The 18419-nt window shown below is 65.6% G+C and carries 19 protein-coding genes and 1 tRNA gene; 3 read left to right on the forward strand and 17 right to left on the reverse strand.

Annotation, left to right across the window (positions count from 1 at the left end):
* Positions 1 to 49: 49 nt before the first annotated feature.
* Together ACYQ0L_RS01245 and ACYQ0L_RS01250 are read right to left on the reverse strand one after the other, a co-directional pair.
* Entirely contained in the window at positions 50 to 1198 is a 1149-nt protein-coding gene (locus ACYQ0L_RS01245; protein WP_459787111.1) for an SPOR domain-containing protein, read from the reverse strand.
* Positions 1182 to 2201, reverse strand: a complete 1020-nt coding sequence (locus tag ACYQ0L_RS01250) for a lytic murein transglycosylase (RefSeq protein ID WP_459787112.1) — start codon at positions 2199 to 2201, stop codon at positions 1182 to 1184. Before ACYQ0L_RS01250 ends, ACYQ0L_RS01245 begins: the two co-directional genes overlap by 17 nt.
* Positions 2202 to 2317: 116 nt before the next feature.
* Here ACYQ0L_RS01250 and ACYQ0L_RS01255 point away from each other — a divergent pair.
* Together ACYQ0L_RS01255 and ACYQ0L_RS01260 are read left to right on the forward strand one after the other, a co-directional pair.
* Positions 2318 to 2407: transfer RNA gene (locus tag ACYQ0L_RS01255), tRNA-Ser, on the forward strand.
* A gap of 193 nt (positions 2408 to 2600) precedes the next feature.
* Positions 2601 to 2756: a DUF1328 domain-containing protein gene (locus tag ACYQ0L_RS01260; RefSeq protein WP_459787113.1), complete on the forward strand. Its 156-nt coding sequence runs from the start codon at positions 2601 to 2603 to the stop codon at positions 2754 to 2756.
* Positions 2757 to 2784: 28 nt separating this feature from the next.
* Here ACYQ0L_RS01260 and ACYQ0L_RS01265 read toward each other — a convergent pair whose 3' ends face one another.
* The 5 genes from ACYQ0L_RS01265 to ACYQ0L_RS01285 form a co-directional block, all read right to left on the reverse strand.
* Entirely contained in the window at positions 2785 to 2970 is a 186-nt protein-coding gene (locus ACYQ0L_RS01265) for a hypothetical protein (RefSeq protein ID WP_459787114.1), read from the reverse strand.
* Between the two features lie 38 nt (positions 2971 to 3008).
* Positions 3009 to 4421 carry a dihydrolipoyl dehydrogenase gene (lpdA, locus tag ACYQ0L_RS01270; RefSeq protein WP_459787115.1) on the reverse strand — a complete coding sequence of 471 codons (1413 nt, stop codon included), beginning with the start codon at positions 4419 to 4421 and terminating at the stop codon, positions 3009 to 3011.
* Between the two features lie 110 nt (positions 4422 to 4531).
* Positions 4532 to 4942: an acyl-CoA thioesterase gene (locus ACYQ0L_RS01275; RefSeq protein WP_459787116.1), complete on the reverse strand. Its 411-nt coding sequence runs from the start codon at positions 4940 to 4942 to the stop codon at positions 4532 to 4534.
* Positions 4942 to 5415: an SH3 domain-containing protein gene (locus ACYQ0L_RS01280; RefSeq protein WP_459787117.1), complete on the reverse strand. Its 474-nt coding sequence runs from the start codon at positions 5413 to 5415 to the stop codon at positions 4942 to 4944. The genes ACYQ0L_RS01275 and ACYQ0L_RS01280 overlap by 1 nt, the downstream gene beginning before the upstream one ends.
* Positions 5412 to 6761 carry a pyruvate dehydrogenase complex dihydrolipoamide acetyltransferase gene (locus ACYQ0L_RS01285; RefSeq protein ID WP_459787118.1) on the reverse strand — a complete coding sequence of 450 codons (1350 nt, stop codon included), beginning with the start codon at positions 6759 to 6761 and terminating at the stop codon, positions 5412 to 5414. The genes ACYQ0L_RS01280 and ACYQ0L_RS01285 overlap by 4 nt, the downstream gene beginning before the upstream one ends.
* 145 nt (positions 6762 to 6906) lie before the next feature.
* On the opposite strand from ACYQ0L_RS01285, the gene ACYQ0L_RS01290 reads away from it, so the two are divergent.
* Entirely contained in the window at positions 6907 to 7365 is a 459-nt protein-coding gene (locus ACYQ0L_RS01290; RefSeq protein ID WP_459787119.1) for a universal stress protein, read from the forward strand.
* Between the two features lie 21 nt (positions 7366 to 7386).
* On the opposite strand, the gene ACYQ0L_RS01295 is transcribed toward ACYQ0L_RS01290, so the two are convergent.
* From ACYQ0L_RS01295 to ACYQ0L_RS01340, 10 genes are all read right to left on the reverse strand, one after another.
* Complete coding sequence (locus ACYQ0L_RS01295) at positions 7387 to 7908, reverse strand: redoxin domain-containing protein (protein ID WP_459787120.1); 522 nt, start codon at positions 7906 to 7908, stop codon at positions 7387 to 7389.
* Between the two features lie 80 nt (positions 7909 to 7988).
* Positions 7989 to 10346: a ribonuclease R gene (gene rnr, locus ACYQ0L_RS01300; RefSeq protein ID WP_459787121.1), complete on the reverse strand. Its 2358-nt coding sequence runs from the start codon at positions 10344 to 10346 to the stop codon at positions 7989 to 7991.
* Between the two features lie 28 nt (positions 10347 to 10374).
* Positions 10375 to 11790: a M20/M25/M40 family metallo-hydrolase gene (locus ACYQ0L_RS01305; protein ID WP_459787122.1), complete on the reverse strand. Its 1416-nt coding sequence runs from the start codon at positions 11788 to 11790 to the stop codon at positions 10375 to 10377.
* A 55-nt stretch (positions 11791 to 11845) separates the two neighbouring features.
* Positions 11846 to 12388, reverse strand: a complete 543-nt coding sequence (locus tag ACYQ0L_RS01310) for a DUF805 domain-containing protein (RefSeq protein WP_459787123.1) — start codon at positions 12386 to 12388, stop codon at positions 11846 to 11848.
* Positions 12389 to 12406: 18 nt separating this feature from the next.
* Positions 12407 to 13951 carry a proline--tRNA ligase gene (proS, locus tag ACYQ0L_RS01315; protein WP_459787124.1) on the reverse strand — a complete coding sequence of 515 codons (1545 nt, stop codon included), beginning with the start codon at positions 13949 to 13951 and terminating at the stop codon, positions 12407 to 12409.
* Between the two features lie 146 nt (positions 13952 to 14097).
* A complete protein-coding gene (phaR, locus tag ACYQ0L_RS01320) occupies positions 14098 to 14667 on the reverse strand; it encodes a polyhydroxyalkanoate synthesis repressor PhaR (protein WP_459787125.1) in 570 nt (189 codons plus the stop codon).
* 59 nt (positions 14668 to 14726) lie between these two features.
* Positions 14727 to 15797, reverse strand: coding sequence for an alanine racemase (alr, locus tag ACYQ0L_RS01325; protein ID WP_459787126.1), 1071 nt, complete (start codon positions 15795 to 15797; stop codon positions 14727 to 14729).
* Entirely contained in the window at positions 15794 to 17413 is a 1620-nt protein-coding gene (locus ACYQ0L_RS01330; RefSeq protein WP_459787127.1) for an MFS transporter, read from the reverse strand. Before ACYQ0L_RS01330 ends, alr begins: the two co-directional genes overlap by 4 nt.
* Before the next feature lie 40 nt (positions 17414 to 17453).
* Complete coding sequence (locus tag ACYQ0L_RS01335) at positions 17454 to 17879, reverse strand: iron-sulfur cluster assembly scaffold protein (RefSeq protein WP_459787128.1); 426 nt, start codon at positions 17877 to 17879, stop codon at positions 17454 to 17456.
* Positions 17876 to 18406, reverse strand: a complete 531-nt coding sequence (locus tag ACYQ0L_RS01340; RefSeq protein WP_459787129.1) for a CvpA family protein — start codon at positions 18404 to 18406, stop codon at positions 17876 to 17878. Before ACYQ0L_RS01340 ends, ACYQ0L_RS01335 begins: the two co-directional genes overlap by 4 nt.
* Positions 18407 to 18419 lie beyond the last annotated feature (13 nt).

Below are 18419 nucleotides of genomic sequence, written 5' to 3' on the forward strand. Positions count from 1 at the left end.
TGCTCCTGATACAGCGGCCGGAGCCGCAATCAGGCGGCGTACGCGGCGGTTATCCGCTCGTGTCTACGAAAGCGTCCCTATAGCCCGCCGCGCGCGCTTTGGCGAGGGCCGCATCGGCTTCTCCACGAGTCACGTAGGGCCCCATGCGGACCCGGAGATACTGACCGGAGCGGACGACGAAGCCCGCCAGCTGGTCGGCTGCGTCGATGGCATTGTTCCTGCTGGAAAAAGACGCGACCTGTACGATGTAGCGCCCCGTCCGCGGCGCCGGGCGAGCGACCTGCGCGGGGGCGACCCGCGGCGCAGGTGCGGGCGCGGTGCGCTGCGGAGCGGGCGCTTGCCGCGTCTCGCGCGGCAGGCGCGCGACTTCGACCGGTCCCGGCCGGGCCGCCGCACCGGTCGGTGTTTCCCCGATCGGGGGCAGTGCATAGGTGGTGCGGGCGGCAGGCTCGGCCGGTGAAGTGGGGTAATCGTCGGCATCGTCGACCACGGCGGTCGAGGGCCCGGGTTCGACCTGTGCGAAAGCCTGGTCGAAGGATTCGTCGAGAGAATCGGACGCATCGGCCGACGCCGCCGGACCGCGCGGCGCAAGGCTGGAAGCTCCTGCGGCCGGTAGCTGCTTGCGCAGCACGGCAAGCAGGGTGTCCGGTGTGTCGAGACGGTTTCCGGCGGGCTTGCCCGAACGCAGGGCGGCACGTTCATACTCAGGCGGGTTCACCCGGCGGATGCGGACCGGCGCGCCCTCCCTCACGCCCAGCTCCTGCGCGGCGCTCTGGGACAGGCCGACGACCCGGCTTGCGGTCATCGGGCCGCGCCGCTCGGCCCGGGCGAGGATCGTGCGCCCGGTGTCGAGCGCGGTCAGCTCGACATAGCTCGGCAGCGGAAGCGTCTTGTGCGAGACGGTCACTCCGCCCGCATCGGTCATATCGAGCGTGGCGTAGCCCACGGCGTCGTAGCTGAGCACGTCTTCGGGGGTGAAGGTCTGCCCGTCGACCACGAAGGGCTCGCCCAGAACCTGCGGATAGTCCGCCTGCGGACCGATCGTGGCTGCCGCAGGCGTCGGCACGGCGCGGTCCACCGCGTAGTAATCGGTCGCCGGGGCGAGGCCGTTATCGCCCGAGCCGGCGGCGCATGAGCCCAGCGTGGCCAGCAACGCGAACCCCACGGGCAGTTTCATCACATTATCGGGCAATCTCATCGGCTAGCAGCCCCACACTCATCGCGTAGTAATTGGAGCAGTTATATTCGAGGATAACGCGATAATTTGAGGTTAACAGCCACGCAGGGGCCCCCGGGCCATCGGGCTGGAACAGGCTGACCAGCGTGTCCGACGGCAGGCCGCTATAGGGCGTCACACCCAGCGCGCGCCATTCGGCGACGGTTTTCCACTGGCTGTGCCGCTCGTGCACGCGCGGGCAGACCGGCGCGACAAGTTCTGTGCGATAGGCATCGACGTTAAAGCCGCTCGGCACGCTGGCCCGCACGCCCCAGGGAATGCCCGGGCGCCAGCCCGCATCCTGGAAATAGCGTGCGATCGAGGCCATCGTATCGGCCTGATTGGTGAAGATATTCGCCATCCCGTCGCCGTCGCCATCGGTGGCGAGGCGCAGGTAGACGCTCGGCAGGAATTGCGGATTGCCGAAGGCTCCGGCCCAGCTGCCGACCAGCCGATCGCGCGAATAACCCTTGTCCGCCACCTTCAGCAGCGCGATGAATTCGCTTTCGAATAGCGCGCGGCGCCGCCCTTCCCATGCGAGAGTGGCGAGCGAGCGGGCGAGATCGAAATTGCCCCGATAGCCGCCGTAATTCGTCTCGTGCCCCCAGATCGCGATGATGATTTCGGGCGGTACGCCGTATTGCTGGCGGATCGGGCCGTGAAGCCGGGTCGTCTCGTTATAGACAGCGCGCCCGCCGTTGATGCGCGCCGTATCGACGTGCCGGTCGAGATAGGGCTGCAGGGGCGGGTAGCCCGGAGAGGAGGACGAGCCGGGCTGCCCCTGGTCCAGCTCGATCACCCGCGGATTGGGCGTCAGGTCCGACGTCATGCGCTGGATCGTGGCTTCGCTGACACCTTCGGCCCTCGCCTTCGCGATCACGAGCTGCATATAGGCGTCGAAAGGCATATCCTGCGCGGCGGCGGGGACGGCGGAGAGCGCGGAGCAAGCGGCTGCCAGCGCGAGGATCGGGCGGGGGAATTTCATGCGCATTTGTCTGTCATACCAAAGGTTACTCGCCAATGACCCAGAGGGTCCCGCGATCGATTGTCTGACCTGGCGTGACAAATGCGGGCCGAAGCGTTAGCCGACATTCCGCACAAGGACAGGTGGCCGAGTGGTTTAAGGCAGCGGTCTTGAAAACCGCCGTGGGTTTACGCTCACCGTGGGTTCGAATCCCACCCTGTCCGCCATCATTTGACGTCGCGGCAACTCGCCTCGCTCCAGCCTCCGGGAGGACGGCGGGTCGAGCACCCGCTCCTTCCCTAGAGGCCGTGCTTCGCGCCGAGTTGTGACCCTGCACCTTTGCTGGGTTGATAAATGTTAAGCGGGAGCCCTCCCATCGCCGTCCGGCATATGCCAGTGACCACACTGGGGAGAATACTAATGCTTCGTTGGGCTATCATCTTTCTGATTATCGCGCTGGTCGCTGCCGTGTTGGGCTTCGGCGGTATCGCCGGGGTTTCGTCCAACATCGCGTGGATCCTGTTCGTGGTCTTCCTGATCCTCGCGGTGATCGCATTCCTGCGCCGCAAAGCGTAATCTGAAAGAAACAGGAACGGCGGCGCGATCAGTCCGACTGGTCGCGCCGCTTGTCCTTGTTCACCAGCGACTGCGCGTCACGTTCGTCCGCCGGATAATCCTCCGGCTTGGCGGAACCTTGGTTCATCAGCGCGCGATGCTCGTGCGTGATTTCGCTGTCGTTCTTGCCATTGGGCTTGTCGCCGCGGGGCGGCGTTTTCTTTTCTTCGCTCATACGCACCCAACGCCCGGCGACCCGCCGGTTTCCCATAATCAGATGTGCAGCGCGCGTCCGTAGCTGGCGAGCACGCTTTCGTGCATCGATTCCGAGATCGTCGGGTGCGGGAAGACCGTCTGCATCAGTTCCGCTTCCGTGGTCTCCAGCGTCTTGCCGACGACGAAGCCCTGGATCATCTCGGTCACTTCCGCGCCCACCATGTGCGCGCCCAGCAGTTCGCCGGTCTTGGCGTCGAACACGGTCTTGGTGAAGCCTTCGGCCTCGCCCAAAGCGATCGCCTTGCCGTTGCCGATGAAGGGGAAGGTGCCCGCCTTCACGTCGTAGCCGGCTTCCTTCGCTTTTTCCTCGGTCAGGCCGACGCTGGCGATCTGCGGGTGACAATAGGTGCAGCCCGGGATGTTGCGACGGTCGAGCGGGTGCGGGTGGACATCCTTGTCGCCCAGCTCCTGCGCGATCGCTTCGGCCGCGGTCACGCCCTCGTGGCTCGCCTTGTGCGCCAGCCACGGCCCCGGCGTGCAATCGCCGATCGCCCACAGGCCCTTGCTCTTGGTGCGGCCATAGTCGTCGACCTGAATGAAGCCCTTCTCCATCTCGGCAAGCTTTTCCAACCCGATATTCTCGGTATTGGGCACGATCCCGATGGCGGTGATGCAGTGCGAGAATTCGCTCTCGCTCACCTTGCCGTCCTTGTCCTTGATCTTGGCCTTCACGCCCTTGCCGTCTGCCTTGATGTCTTCGACACCCGCGCCGGTCATGATCGTGATGCCCTGCTTGGTCAGGCTCTTGTGAAGGAAGGCGGAGACGTCCTTGTCTTCCACCGGCACGATCCGGTCGAGCATTTCGACCACGGTCACGTCCACGCCCATGTCGTTGTAGAAGCTGGCGAATTCGATCCCGATCGCGCCCGATCCGATCACCAGCAGTTTCTTCGGCATGTCCTTGGGCGTCATCGCGTGGCGATAGGTCCAGATCCGTTCGCCGTCGGCCTTGGCGAAAGGCAGGTCGCGCGCCCGCGCGCCGGTGGCGACGATGATGTGCTTCGCCTCCAGCTTCTCTTCACCCTTCTCGCCTGTGACCGTCAGCGAGGTAGGGCCGGTCAGCTTACCCTCGCCCATATGCACCGCGATCTTGTTCTTCTTCATCAGGTGCGTGACGCCCTGGTTGAGCTGCTTGGCCACGCCGCGCGAGCGCTTCACCACGGCTTCCAGATCGGCCTCGATTGCGCCCGCGATCTTCAGGCCGTAATCCTTCGCGTTCTGCGCATAATGCAGGATTTCGGCCGAGCGCAGCAGCGCCTTGGTCGGGATGCAGCCCCAGTTGAGGCAGATCCCGCCGAGCAGCTCGCGCTCCACGATGGCGACCTTCAGCCCCAGCTGCGCCCCGCGAATCGCGGCGACGTAGCCGCCCGGTCCGCTGCCCAGAACGATAAGGTCGTATTTCTCAGCCATGGAAGCCTCTTGCTGGTTTGTCTGACACGCCTGACACAGGGGTCAGGCGCTAAAAATGTGCCACCCGACAGGCGGCGGAAAACGGTCGGCGAGAGATGCAGGTCAGCGCCTCAGCCATCATTGTCCGATGAAGGCGTCGCGGCCGCGGCGGCCTGCATGCGCACGGGGCGCGGATTGCCATCGTCGTCGGCGAGCACGAACACGAAGGTGCCCTTGCACACCAGCTTGGTCTCTTCGCCATGGCGCGCGCGAGCGATGCCTTCGGCGGCGATCGTGATCGAGGTGTTCCCCTCTTTCACGATCTCGCAGTAGATATTGAGCTCGTCACCCAGCGCCATTGCGGCGGGGAAGCCGAAATCGCTCGCGGCGACCACATTCGCGCGGCCCTGCCCTTCGCGGCTCGCCAGCGAACCGGCACCGAGCGCCATCTGGCTCATCAGCCACCCGCCGAACACGCCCCCATAGGGGTTCATGTCGGTCGGCATCGCGGTGACGCGGATCTGGGGTTGGGCCTCGGTCATCATCCTGCCACGATGGTGACGAAATCCGCCTGGACCCAGCCCTGCGCACAGGGGCCGGTGTAATTGGTCGGCTCCGACACGGGCTCTTCGATGCCGCATTCCTGCGCCTCGTCCGAATTGTCGTAGACGATGCCGTACCAGCCCCCGCTTTCGCCGCAGATATGGACGCCCTGCCCGGCATCGAGCCGATCACGCTCCTTCACATCAAGGCTCGGCGCGTCGCGTACAGAGAGATAGGTTTCGCCCGCCGCATCGAGGCCGGTCACTTCGCCGTAGCTGGCACACGAATCGGCATCGGGGCCATTGGTGCCGATCCGGATCGGCATCGGGATGGGGCCGTCGTAAGGCGTGGCGGAGGCTCCGGCGGTCTGCGCGTCAGGCGCGGGTTCTTCTTCCGTACCATCCGCAGGTGCCCGCTCGCACGCGGCGAGCGAGAGCGCCAGAGTGGTGAGTGTGGCGAGTGCGATCCTCACAGCATCATCCCCATCGGCTGTTCGCACATCTGCTTGAAGGCTTCCATCAGCTGCGCGCCTTCCGCACCGTCGATCGCGCGGTGATCGAACGAGCCCGAGGCGGTCATGATCGTCGCCGGAGCAATCTGCCCGTCGACCACCCATGGGCGCTGCTCGCCGGCGCCGACCGCCATGATCATGCCCTGCGGCGGGTTGATGACCGCGTCGAACTGCTTGATCCCGAACATGCCGAGGTTGGAAATGCTGGCGGTGCCGCCCTGGTATTCGTGCGGCTGCAGCTTGCCTTCGCGCGCCTTGCCCGCGAGGTCCTTCATCTCGGTCGCGATCTCCGCGAGGCTCTTGCGATCGGCACCACGGATGATCGGGGTGATGAGGCCCTTGGGCGAGGCCACCGCGACCGAGATATCCGCCCGATTGTAACGATGCAGCGTGTCGCCCTGGAAGCTGACATGCGCCTGCGGGGTGCGCATCAGCGCCTTGGCCAGCGCCTTGATCAGCAGGTCGTTGACCGACAGCTTCACGCCTTCGGCCTCCAGCATCGCGTTCAGATCCTTGCGCGCGGCGAGCAGCGCGTCGAGCCGGATGTCCACGCTGAGGTAATAGTGCGGCACTTCCTGCTTGGCGGCGGTAAGCCGCTTGGCGACGACCTTGCGCACGCCCGAGAGCTTTTCCTCGTTGAACGGCGCGTCGCCGTCCATCGCGGCGTCGACCGGGCCTGCGACCGCGCCGGGCTTCGCCTCGCTCGCGGGTCGACCGACCTGTGCATCCTCGACGTCGGCCTTCACGATTCGCCCGTGCGGCCCGCTTCCCTTCACATCGGTGAGGTCGAGGCCCTTCTGGTCCGCGATACGCCGGGCGAGCGGGGAGGCGAACACGCGGTCGCCGCTTTCATCGGTCGGCGCGGGGCCCGCCTTGCCGCTTTCGGGGACCGTGCCGGTCTTGCCGGTATTCTTGGCCCGGGTCGGCTCGGCACTCTCGCGCGGCTGCGCCTTGGCAGGTTCGCTCGCGGTTTCGTCACCGGCGGCCTTCTCGGCTTTGCCGCCGGGCTGTGCCGCGTCCTCATCGGCAGCGGGGGCGGCCTTGGCGGCGTCTTCCACGCTCTCGCCCTCGCCCGCCATCATCGCGATGACCGTGCCGACGGCGACGCCCTCGGTCCCCTCGGCCACTTCGATCGAGGCGATGGTGCCTTCGTCGACCGCCTCGAATTCCATCGTCGCCTTGTCGGTTTCGATCTCGGCCAGGAGGTCGCCGGCTGATACCGTGTCGCCTTCCTTCACCAGCCATTTGGCCAGCGTCCCCTCCTCCATCGTCGGTGAAAGCGCGGGCATCTTGATCGGTGTGGGCATTTACGTGTCCTGCAATCTGCGTCAGCTTTGACCGCGCCGTAGCGGCAACCGGCCCTTTGCCTCGCTTTGGCCAATTTGGGCACACGGGGCAAGCGCCTTGCCATCATTACGAATTTGTGCCGAAAGCGGGGCCGGGAGATTTCCAATGGGTAAATACCTGGTCATCATCGACGAGACGAAGGAAGCGCGTAAGGCGCTGCGCTTCGCCATGCGCTGGGCGGAATCGAGCGGCGGGTCGGTGCAGATCCTCGCCATCGTCCAGCCGCAGAATTTCAACGCTTTCGGCGGCGTGCAGGCGACGATCGAGCAGGAGGCGCGCGACCGGGCGGAGGCTATCGCCACCAGCGCGGCGGGCAACGTCTTTTCCGAAAGCGGCAAGATGCCGAACATCGCGGTGAAGGTGGGCGATGGCGACCGGATCGTACGCGAATACCTCGCCGAGAACCCCGATGTGCTGGCGCTCGTGCTGGGTGCCGCATCGGAGGGCCCGCCGGGGCCGCTTGTCCACCACTTTTCCGCCAACCCGGGCGGCCTGCCCTGCCCGCTCGTGATCCTGCCGGGCTCGCTGACCACCGAAGACGTGGACCGGATCGGCGGAGCCTGACCGTTTCGGGGCCTGCCACGGTCAGGTCGCGGTGCCGCGCACCGGATAGTCATCCTCCCGAACGAATTCGATCGCATCGAGCAGGTCGTCGAGCGGCGGGCGGGCGAAAGGCCCGCTCTGCACATCCTCGAAATAAAGAGTGCGGTCGGGCCGGATCAGGAACAGGCCGGGTTCGGAAAACAGCTCGGGCTCGTCGCTTTCCGGGCGCTTTTCCGATAGGAACAGGCCCCACTCGCGCGCCTGCTCTTCGGACAGGTTGTAGGCGAGGGGGAGGTCGTGCGTCGCCCACTCCTCGTGCGCGACCATAGCGCGGTCCTTGCTGTCCATCGAGATCGCGAAGGGTGCGACGCCGAGCGTGGTGAACTTCTCCAGCTTGCCGCCCAGCTCTTCGAGATATTTCTTGCAGATCGGGCAGTGACTGCCGCGATAGAAGACCAGCATGGTGAAGGCGTCGGGCTTCTGCTTGGCGAGCTGGAAACGCGCCTCGATCGTGAGTTCGAGGTCGAGATTGGGGACTTTGCGGCCGGGGACGAGCGTGGGCATGAGGCGTTCTCCTTTGCCCTACCAACGGGGCCCCGCTCGCCCGCGTTCCCCCATGCTTTAGCCGGTATGCGCGGCCCGTATCACTTCTTCTTGCGCCCCTGGTGGCGGATATTGCCCGGCCGACCGCGCTTGCCGACCTGGTGCTTGCCGGCCTTGTCTTTCCTTGGGCCATCCTTCTTGGGACCGCCCTTCCGGGGCCCATCCTTGCGCGGCCCCTTGGGCGTGCTGCGCAGCGGGCGCCCCTCGCGAGCCTTGGAGGCATCGCCGCCGGGCACTTCGAAGCGCAGTGCGCCGGTCAGCGCATTGGCCTCGACCAGCTTCATCTCGAGCCGCTGCCCGGTTTCATAGCGGGTGCCCGTGTCCGACCCGACCAGCGCCTTGGCCGCCTCGTCGAAATGGAAATACTCGTCGCCGATGGTGGAGATCGGCACCAGCCCGTCGCCGCCCAGCCCCACGATGGTGGCGAAGAAGCCGAAGTTCTGCACGCCGGTGATCCGCGTTTCGAAGGTTTCGCCCACCCGGCCTGCCAGCCATGCCGCGACATAGCGGTCGATCGTATCGCGCTCTGCCTCCATTGCGCGGCGCTCTGTCCGGCTGATCGCCTCGCTGATCTTGCCCATATCGCTGCGGTCGACATCGCTCAGCCCGCTGCTCTCGGGCAGTTTGCCCTTCGGTTTGGGCTGCTCGAGCTTGAAGGCATCGACCAGTGCGCGGTGCACCAGCAGGTCGGCATAGCGGCGGATCGGCGAGGTGAAGTGCGCATAACTGCCCAGCGAGAGACCGAAATGCCCCTGATTGTCCGGCCCGTAATAGGCCTGCGTCTGCGTGCGCAGCACCGCTTCCATCAGCAGCGCCTTTTCCTGCTCGTCTGACACATCCTTCAGGAAGCGGTTGAACAGCGTGGGCGTGATCACCTGCCCCATGGCAAGTTTCATATCGAGCGTGCCGAGATATTCCTTCAGGGCCAGCAGCTTCTCGCGGCTCGGCTGTTCGTGAACGCGGTAGACGACGGGCGAGTTCTTGTTCTCCAGCGCCTTAGCCGCCGCGACATTGGCCGCGATCATGAATTCCTCGACCACGCGGTGCGCGTCGAGTCGTTCGCGGATCGCGATTTCCTTGATCCCGCCCTCCTCGTCGAGGATCACGCGCCGCTCGGGCAGATCGAGGTCGAGCGGGTCGCGCGCCTCGCGCGCTTTCCACAGCGCTCCCCAGGCTTTCCACAGGTTGTCCAGCTTTTCGTCCCCGACGGACTCGTCGATCCGCCGCTGCGCTTCCTCGTAGGCGATCACCTCCGCGATTCGTACGATCGCGCGGGTAAAGCGCCAGTCGAGCAGCTTGCCCTTGGCGGAAATCCGCAGGTGGCAGACCATCGCCGCGCGGTCTTCGTCCGCCCGTAGCGAACACACGTCGGCGGAGAGCACCTCGGGCAGCATCGGCACGACCCGGTCGGGGAAATAGACCGAATTGCCGCGCTTCCTCGCTTCCTTGTCGAGCGCGCTGCCCGGCCGGACATAGTGCGAGACATCGGCGATCGCGATGATCGCGCGGAAGCCGCCCTCGTTGTCCTGCGCCGTATCGGGTTCGGCCCAGATCGCGTCATCGTGGTCGCGCGCGTCCGCCGGGTCGATTGCGATGATCGGCACATGGCGCAGGTCTTCACGCGTATCGGCGGAGACGGGCAGCTTTGCCGCCAGCTGCGCCTCGTCGAGGACTTCCTGCGGGAAGACGTGGGGGATGCCCTGCTTGGCAATCGCGATCATGGAGAAGCTGTTGGGGGCCAGCGGATCGCCGAGCACCTCGGTCACCCGCACGCCCGCGCGCGGGCCGCGCCCGGTCGGCTCTGCGGAGACCAGCTGCCCTTCCTCGGCCGTGCCGACATCGGAGATGGGCGAGGAATTGCGCACCTTCTTGTCGACCGGAGCAAGCCAGAACTTGCCGCGCCCGTCCTTCTCGACCACGCCGATAAGGCCCTCCGTCTGCTGGGCGAGCTTCTTCATCGGATGCGCGCGCCAGCCGCGGGGCGTTTCCTCGGTGCGGGCGAGCACGCGGTCATTGACCTTGAGCGCGGGCATGCCTTTCGAGCCGCGCCCGCGCGATTTTTCCACGATGGTGAGGCGCGGCGGCTTGGCGCCGTCGTCGGGCTCCCACTTCTCGGGCACGGCGACCGGCTCGCCATCTTCGATCTCGACCACGCGCAGCACGGTGACCTTGGGGATGCCGCCCATGCGGTGATAGGCGGTCTTCTTGCCGTCGATCAGGCCTTCCTCGGCCATGTCCTTCAGCAGTTTCTTGAGCGCGATCTTCTCCTGCCCCTTCAGCCCGAAGGCCTTGGCGATCTCGCGCTTGCCGACCGTGCTATCGGAGGTCTGGATGAATTCGAGGACCTGCTTCTGCGTCGGCAGGCCATGGGGGTGCTTGGGTTTTGCGTTTCGAGCCATATGGGCCCGCACCTAGCAGATGCGGAGGCTATTCGTCGCCTTCTTCCTTGCCGACCGGCGCGAATTGCCCGGCGGGGACCGCGCTGGCGACGGGCGAGCACAGGCCGCCAGCGGCGCAGGCGCTGACACCGAAGAACCAGTCGTCGCCGCGAACGCCGTCGAGCACGATCGAGAAGTCCGCGCCCTGCGGCTCCATCTCCGCGAGGTGCGTTCGTACCGGGCGTGGGGGGTGCGAACGCACCACGCGTGCGGGCTCGGCGGGCCATGCAGGATCCATCGTGCGCCGCTGGAAAAGTCGGTACTCCTCTGCCCCCGGCACTTCGTCCCACTCCACGAGAGTATCGGTGCGGACCGCGGCCTGTGCGACGGGCGCGGGCGGCGGTGGCGTGCGGGAAAGAGCGTCGGCGACGCGCACGTTCAGCTCGGTGACGCGGGCGAGGTAGGCGAAGTCCATCTCGTCGATCGTATCGCCGTAGTCCGTCCCGTCTTCGGTGCGCAGGTCCTGATGCTGGTGGTCGTAATCCTCCACCCCGACGGTGAAGCGCACCGCAGGATAGCCTGCTTCGAGGAAGCGGATCTGGTCGCCGCCGCGGCCCATCCGGTCGACCCGCCAGATCTGCCGCACGTCGAGGCTCCCCTCTTTCCCATTTGCCAGACGATCGATGAAGCGCGAAAGATTGCGGCTCGGGCTGTCGTTTTCGCCCCCGTCGCGGCGCTGCGCTGCGCGGATATCGTCGGTCAGATCGGCGCGCGGTCCTTCTGAGAACACGCGCACTACATCGGGCTCGCAATAGCCGTCCGCCCCGCACGAATTGCCGACGATGTCGTTGTTGAGCACCGCCTTGACGTCCCAGCCTTGCTCGACCGCATAATCCGCCATCAGCTGCCCGCCATAGAGCCCCTGCTCCTCGCCCGAGAGCAGCGCGTACACGATGGTGACGGGGTACTGCTGCTGGCTGAGAACCCGCGCGGCCTCGATCGCGAGCGCGGTGCCCGAACCATCGTCGTTGGCGCCGGGGGCTTCGGCTTGGGCATCCATCACGTCGCTCGCGCGGCTGTCGATATGGCCCTGGATGATGATGACCTCACCCGGCCGTTCACTCCCACGCTGGATCGCGACCGCGTTGCGTAGCCGCGTGGGCTGCGGAATGCGCCGCCCGTCGACGGTGGTTTCGGGCGCGACCACGGTGAGGCAGCCGCCGCAGTCGGCGGAGATCGCCCGGAAGGTTTCGAGCCCCCAGTCGACCGCCGCGCCAATGCCGCGCTCAGGATTGTCCTGTTCGGAGAGGGTATGGCGGGTGCCGAAGGCGACCAGCCGCTCCACATCGGCGCGCAGGCGCTCCTGCGAAACATCCTCCGCCGGATCTGGCGCAGGAGTTCCCGGTTGCGCGGCCAGCGGTGCGGTGGAAACGAGCAGGGCGGCGGCGAGGATGCGTTTTTTCATCCGCACACAACAGCTTGCTCGCGGCCCTGGGTCAAGGTGCCTCTTGGTGGGCGCGCTAGTCGGCGGCCCGCGTCGGGATGAGGCCGCACACGATCACGACGAGATAGCCGATATAGGCGACCATGCCGAGGCCGGGATCGGCCGCAGCCTCGTTCATCGCCTGCTGGTCACCGCTCATCATCAGGGCCTGCATTTCCTGCACGCCCGCCACGCTCGCATAGGCAGCGATCAGCGTGGTAATGACCGGGATTACCGCGATGAGTACGGGCAGCCCTGCATCGCGCAGGCGGCGCACGAAGGACGCGATCAGCAGGACCAGACCGATGAGCGAGATTGCCACGCCGATCCAGGCCTGCGTGCCAAGGCTGCCCGCCATGCTGCGCATCATCTCTGCCTGGATCTGCGCCTGGTCCACCTCTCCCGAAGCGGCCTGGAACGCGGTGCCCATCGATCCTGCGGCAAACACGATCCCGGAAATGAAGCTGATCGCGAAGGTGATGACGACGATCAGCAACACCCACCACCAGAACAGCGTGCGGCTGTCCCGACCCGAAAAGTTCGTCAGGTTCGCAAACCCGTGCCTGATCGCATTGCCCATGAAATTCCCCCCAAAAAATCAGTATGCGCGTGCGACGTAAATCCGCTCTACCGCCGGCTCTCCGGTGAAGATGCAGGCGCCGTCGGCAGGTGCCGTGTCGCGCGGCACGTTGCGCACGGTCAGCTTTTCGGCCTTGAGCCGCTCGACGACCTTCTCCAGCGTATCGCCGGTCGGTTTCGACCACTGCACCTCGACCCAGCCGGGATACTTGCCGTTGCTGGCGAAGAACTCGACCACGCCATCCCAGCTGTCGATCCCGGTCGCGATATTGGCATCGCGGCGTTGGGCGGCCTGCGCGAAAAGTGCCTGCTGGATGTCGCCGAGCAGGCCGGGAATGGTCTCACCCGCACTCTCGCGCGTCAGCGCCTGCGAGTTGAGCTTGCCGGTTTCCATGTCCCACAGATCATCGCGGCGGATCAGCGTAACCACGCCGTTCTCCATGTCGCGTCCGCCGACTTCGACGATGACGGGCGCGCCCTTGCGGACCCAGTCCCACCGCTTCTGCGCAGGCTTGCCGGGCTTGGTGTCGAGCAGCACGCGGACCGGCTCGCCCAGCGCCTGCTGGCCGGTCAGGGTGGCGCGCAGCGCTTCGCAATATTCGATCAGCGCAGCATCATCGTCATTGCCGCGCAGCATCGGCAGGATCACGACCTGCCACGGCGCGATCCGGGGCGGCACACGCAGCCCGTCATCGTCGCCATGGGTCATGATGACACCGCCGATCAGCCGGGTCGAAACGCCCCAACTGGTGGTGTGTGCGAACTGCTCGCCGCCTTCCTGCGCCTGGTACTTGATGCCCGATGCCTTGGCGAAATTGGTGCCGAGATAGTGGCTCGTGCCAGCCTGCAGCGCCTTGCCGTCCTGCATCATCGCCTCGATCGACCACGTCTCGACCGCGCCGGGGAAACGCTCATGCTCGGGCTTTTCGCCCGCGATTACCGGCAGCGCGAGATCGTCCTCGGCCATCCCGCGATAGACTTCGAGCATGGTCAGCGTGTGGTCCTTCGCCTCCTCGGGCGTGGCGTGCGCAGTGTGCCCTTCCTGCCAGAGGAATTCGCTGGTGCGCAGGAACATGCGCGTGCGCATTTCCCACCGGACCACGTTGGCCCACTGGTTGAGTTTGAGCGGCAGGTCGCGCCAGCTCTGCACCCAGCGCGCCATCGCATCGCCGATGATCGTTTCGGACGTGGGCCGCACCACCAGCGGCTCTTCCAGCTTCGCTTCGGGATCGGGGATCAGCCCGCCCTTCCCGTCCGCGATCAGGCGGTGGTGCGTGACGACTGCCATTTCCTTGGCGAAGCCTTCGACATGGTCGGCCTCGCGCTCGAAGTTGCTCAGCGGGATGAACAGCGGGAAATAGGCATTGTCGTGGCCGGTCGCCTTGATCCGGTCGTCGAGCAGGCGCTGGATACGTTCCCAGATGCCGTAGCCCCACGGCTTGATGACCATGCAGCCGCGCACCCCCGATTCCTCGGCCATCTGCCCTTCGGCAATGGCGGCCTGATACCAGGCGGCGAAGTCGTCTTCGCGTTTGACGGAAAGGGCGTGACGGATCTTGGACACTGGGATTTTGCCTTGCTCATGAAGCGCCGCAGACCCGCACATACTCGTGCTGAGCCTGTCGAAGCACTGCGTTTTCTTCGGACGCCGCTCTTAGGAAGAAGGACCACCCTTCGACAAGCTCAGGGTGAGGGGATGGTCCGTTTTTCCTACTTGCCGAGTTCGTCGAGCTTTTTCTGCATCGCGGCCATCTGGTCGCGCATCGAGGCAAGCTCCTGCGCGGTATCGTCGGCCTTGGCCTCGGACCGCGCCGCGCCCCTGCCCGCGCCGCCCTGTCCGGTGAACGCGTCGGTCGCCGCGCGCATCATAGCAAGGTTGGTCTCGGCCATCTTGGCCAGCGGATTGCCTGCCATTCCGCTCTGCCATGCCTCGGCAATCTTCGCCTGGTTGGCGCGGAAATTGGCCATGCTCGCTTCGAGATAGCTCGGCATCATCGATTGCATCGAATTGCCGTACATCGAGATCAGGTCGCGCAGGAAGCTGACCGGGAGGATATGCTCGCCATTGGCCTCTTCCTCGACGATGATCTGGGTCAGGATCGAATGGGTGATGTCGTCCCCGCTCTTCGCGTCGACGACCGTGAATTCGACGCCCTCGCGGGTCATCTTCGCCAGATCCTCCAGCGTGATGTAGCTCGAACTATCGGTATTGTAGAGCCGACGATTGGCGTATTTCTTGATGACGATCGGGTCGCCTTCGACATGTTTCTTGTTGGCCATGAACGCGATCGGGCTCCACATTAATGCTGCGCAGCATCTCGCTTAGCATTTGCAGCATCCTAAGCGCAATCCGCGCTGATATTCCTGCCGAAGCGGGTTCCGAGGACGGTCAGCAATTCGTACTGCGACAGGCCCGAATATTGTGCAGCATCGGGCAGGTGATAGGGCACGTCGAGCCAGTCGCCGACCGCAAGATCTGGGCTCGGGCCAAGGTCCACCACGACCATGTCCATCGAAACCTTGCCGAGCAGCGGGAGACGACGCCCGCCGTGGGTGAGGAAGCCGCGCGCCCCCCAGCTGCGCAGGAAACCGTCGGCATAGCCGAGCGAGACCGTGCCGACGCGCATCGGCCGCTCGGCGGTGAATTCGCGGTTGTAGCCTACGGTCTCGCCCGCGCCCAGTTCGTGCACATGGATGATAGCCGCCTGCGGATAGGCGACTTGCCGGATATGATCGGCGAGCCCGGGCGTCGGCACGCCGCCATACAGCGCAAGGCCGGGCCGCGTGAGGTCGCAGTGATAATCGGCTCCCAGCGCGATGCCGGCGCTGTTGGCAAGGCTCGTCTCGCGGTGCGGAATGCGCGCCTGTGCTGCGCGAAACGCCGCGAGTTGCTGCGCATTGGCAGGCGTGTCCTCTTCGGCGGATGAAAGGTGCGACATCAGCACCTGCACATCGAGTACGGCGAGCGCCGGATCGTCGAGTTCGGCCAAGGTAACGCCAAGGCGATTGATCCCGGTATCGACCATCAGGTTGCAGGCGCCGCCACCCGCCTGAGCCCACAGCCGCGCCTGATGGAGCGAGTTGATGACGGGTCGCACGCCGGTTGCCCTGGCGTAAGCCGCTTCGCCCGCGTTGATCGGCCCATGCAGCACAGAGAGCTGCTCGGGTGCCACGAAGCGCAGCACCGGCGCGACCTCGCTCCAGTGCGCGACGAAGAAATCGCGTGCGCCTGCCTCGATCAGTGCGGGCACGCAGTTCTCCACGCCGAGGCCGTAGCAATCGGCCTTCACCGCCGCCCCGGCGCGGGCGGGCTTCGATAGCGCATCGAGCGCGCGCCAGTTGGCGGCGAGCGCATCGGTATCGATTGCGAGGCGAAGAGTCGGCGGAGGGGGTTCGGGGAATGCGGTCACCGATCCTCGAAATCACGTGGCGGCCCGCTCGGCAAGCCCCACCATGCGACAAGCAGCCCAAAAGCCATCACAACCCAGCAATACCACAGCCCTGCATAGGCATTGCCGGTGCTGGCGACGATGTATCCGGCGATCAGTGGCAGGAACCCGCCAAGATAGCCGGCGCCGATATGGTAGGGGATCGACATCGAGGAATAACGGATCTTGGGCGGAAACATCTCGGCCAGCAGCGCGGCGACCGATCCGTAGGTCAGTGCGGAAAGCATACCGAGGCAGCACAGCAGCGCGACGATCCCGATCAGATTGGCAAGCGGCGGGTACTGCGTGGAGAAATCATAGCCCCGATCCTCCAGCGCCGATCGCAATGCATTCCTGCGGTTCGCATCGTCCGCCAGATCGATCATCAGCGCCGCGCTTCCCGCATCGACCCGCGCGGGGCCGATGTCCCGCCCGATGTCGTAGTTCACGCCGAGGGCGGTGAGGTCGGACAGCAGCCGCCCGCAGGCGGTCGCCTGAACATCCGCGAAAGGATCGAATTCGCACCCCTCGCCAGAGACCATGACCGGCACCTCGCGCGAGCTTTGCGCAAGGCTGGGATTGCTGAGCGCACCCAGCCCCCAGAAGATCGGAAACACCAAAAGCAAAGTCGCGACCGCGCCGATGATGATCGGCTTCTTGCGGCCCACCCTGTCGGACCAGCGCCCGACGAGGACGTAGAAGCTCATCGAGATAAGGCCCGAGACCAGCATCAGAATCTCGGTCACCCCCTCGTCCACCCGCATCGGCCCGCGCAGGAACGACAGGCCGTAGAAAAAGGCGGTGTACCAGATCACCGTCAGCACGCCCGCCACGCCGAACAACGCGACGAAGATGCGCCGCTTGTTGCCGGGGTAGGTGAAGCTTTCGACGAAGGGATTGCCGCTGGTCTCGCCCGCCTCCTTCATCGCCTGGAAGACCGGGCTTTCGGAGAGCTTGAGCCGCATCCACAGCGAGACGAGCAGCAGCACGATTGAGAGCAGGAAGGGCACACGCCAGCCCCATGCGGCGAAATCGTCCGGTGGAATGATCGCGCGGCAGCTCAGCACCACGGCGATCGAGAGGACGAACCCGCCGACCACGCTCGCCTGGATGAAGCTGGTGTAGAAGCCGCGCTTTTCCGGCGGCGCGTGCTCGGCGACGTAGATTGCCGCGCCGCCATATTCACCGCCGAGGGCGAGACCCTGCAGGACGCGGAATGCGATGACGATGATCGGTGCCGCGATACCGATGCTCGCCGCGCCGGGTATCAGGCCCACGCCCGCGGTGGCGATGCCCATCAGGGTCACGGTGACGAGGAAGGTATATTTGCGCCCCAGCCGGTCGCCGAGGAAGCCGAAGAGGATTGCGCCGAGTGGACGGAAGCCGAAGCCGACTGCAAATCCCGCCCACACGAGAAGGATTTGCAGCGTTTCGTTTCCACTTGGGAAGAAGGCCGCGCCGATAAGGCTCGCAAGCGTGCCGTAGATGAAGAAATCGTACCACTCGAAGATTGTCCCGGCGCTCGACGCGCCGATTACAAGGCCGATTTCGCGTCTGGTCGGCTCACGCGGAGTGGCCGTGGCGGCTGGCGCGCTCATTTCTGCAATTTCCCCTCGGCTATATTTATAGCGGGGAAGACTAGCGCGCTGTCTGCTCCTTGCAAAGCGCTTGGACGGCTGCCTTCCAGGGCAGCATGATCGCGCCGTGGCGCGCCGGAAATGCCACCGCAGGAGCCAGCACGGCGATGCCCGGCCAACGCGGTTGTATCGCCCCGCCGTCCAGCCAGGTCTCGATCTCGCCCAGCGCGGCGAGCATTTCCTCCGGCCCGCGTCCGCGTGCCTCGCGCGCGAAGATGGCGGCCGACGCTTGCCCGATGGCGCAGGCCGCCGCCGTCAGGCCGATCGTCTCCACCCGGCCCGCCTCGTCCAGCGCAAGGTCGAGCGTCAGCGTGCCGCCGCAGGTGCGCGAGCGGACTTCGGCACTCGCATCGGGATCGGGCAGGCGGGGATAGTCGCCCAGCTCGACCGCGAGGGCCAGAATTTCAGGGGTGTAGAGCTTGGTCAAATGCCGCTCGGCTCCGCCCCGTCATCCTCGCGCAGGGACTCTCGTTGCTCGCTGATATAGCTCACCATTTCCTCGCTACCCGCATTGATCGAAGGGTAGGTGCGCGCCGTTACGATCCACGAGGGACGGCCTTCGTAGCCCCAGATCGTATCATAGCCGAGCACCAGCAGCGCGAACCCGAGCACCACGATGATCGCGCCCTTCACTGCACCGAAGCCGAAGCCGAGCACCCGGTCGAGCGGGCCGAGCATCGATTCGCGCGCTCTCCTGCCGAAGAACGAGGCGATCAGCTTCATCGCTGCATAAGGGATCAGCAACAGCAGCGCGAAGGCGAGGATCGCCGAAGGGGTTGGCGTGCCGATGTGCGGTTCGAGCAATTGCTGTACCGGCGTGTGCAGGTTCTGGATCGCCAGGATGGCAAGAATCCATGCGGCAAGCGACAGGATTTCCTGCACGAAACCACGCATGAAGCCGCCCGCTGCGGTGACCGCGACGATCAGCAGCACGATGATGTCGAAACCGGTCATAACCGCGCCCGTA

The organism is Alteriqipengyuania triglochinis (assembly GCF_054655655.1).

Coding starts and splice junctions, on each gene's coding strand:
- ACYQ0L_RS01245 (WP_459787111.1), bottom strand. CDS start 1,198: ATGAGATTGCCCGATAATGTGATGAAACTGCCCGTGGGGTTCGCGTTG.
- ACYQ0L_RS01250 (WP_459787112.1), bottom strand. CDS start 2,201: ATGAAATTCCCCCGCCCGATCCTCGCGCTGGCAGCCGCTTGCTCCGCG.
- ACYQ0L_RS01260 (WP_459787113.1), top strand. CDS start 2,601: ATGCTTCGTTGGGCTATCATCTTTCTGATTATCGCGCTGGTCGCTGCC.
- ACYQ0L_RS01265 (WP_459787114.1), bottom strand. CDS start 2,970: ATGAGCGAAGAAAAGAAAACGCCGCCCCGCGGCGACAAGCCCAATGGC.
- lpdA (WP_459787115.1), bottom strand. CDS start 4,421: ATGGCTGAGAAATACGACCTTATCGTTCTGGGCAGCGGACCGGGCGGC.
- ACYQ0L_RS01275 (WP_459787116.1), bottom strand. CDS start 4,942: ATGACCGAGGCCCAACCCCAGATCCGCGTCACCGCGATGCCGACCGAC.
- ACYQ0L_RS01285 (WP_459787118.1), bottom strand. CDS start 6,761: ATGCCCACACCGATCAAGATGCCCGCGCTTTCACCGACGATGGAGGAG.
- ACYQ0L_RS01290 (WP_459787119.1), top strand. CDS start 6,907: ATGGGTAAATACCTGGTCATCATCGACGAGACGAAGGAAGCGCGTAAG.
- ACYQ0L_RS01295 (WP_459787120.1), bottom strand. CDS start 7,908: ATGCCCACGCTCGTCCCCGGCCGCAAAGTCCCCAATCTCGACCTCGAA.
- rnr (WP_459787121.1), bottom strand. CDS start 10,346: ATGGCTCGAAACGCAAAACCCAAGCACCCCCATGGCCTGCCGACGCAG.
- ACYQ0L_RS01305 (WP_459787122.1), bottom strand. CDS start 11,790: ATGAAAAAACGCATCCTCGCCGCCGCCCTGCTCGTTTCCACCGCACCG.
- ACYQ0L_RS01310 (WP_459787123.1), bottom strand. CDS start 12,388: ATGGGCAATGCGATCAGGCACGGGTTTGCGAACCTGACGAACTTTTCG.
- phaR (WP_459787125.1), bottom strand. CDS start 14,667: ATGGCCAACAAGAAACATGTCGAAGGCGACCCGATCGTCATCAAGAAA.
- ACYQ0L_RS01330 (WP_459787127.1), bottom strand. CDS start 17,413: ATGAGCGCGCCAGCCGCCACGGCCACTCCGCGTGAGCCGACCAGACGC.
- ACYQ0L_RS01340 (WP_459787129.1), bottom strand. CDS start 18,406: ATGACCGGTTTCGACATCATCGTGCTGCTGATCGTCGCGGTCACCGCA.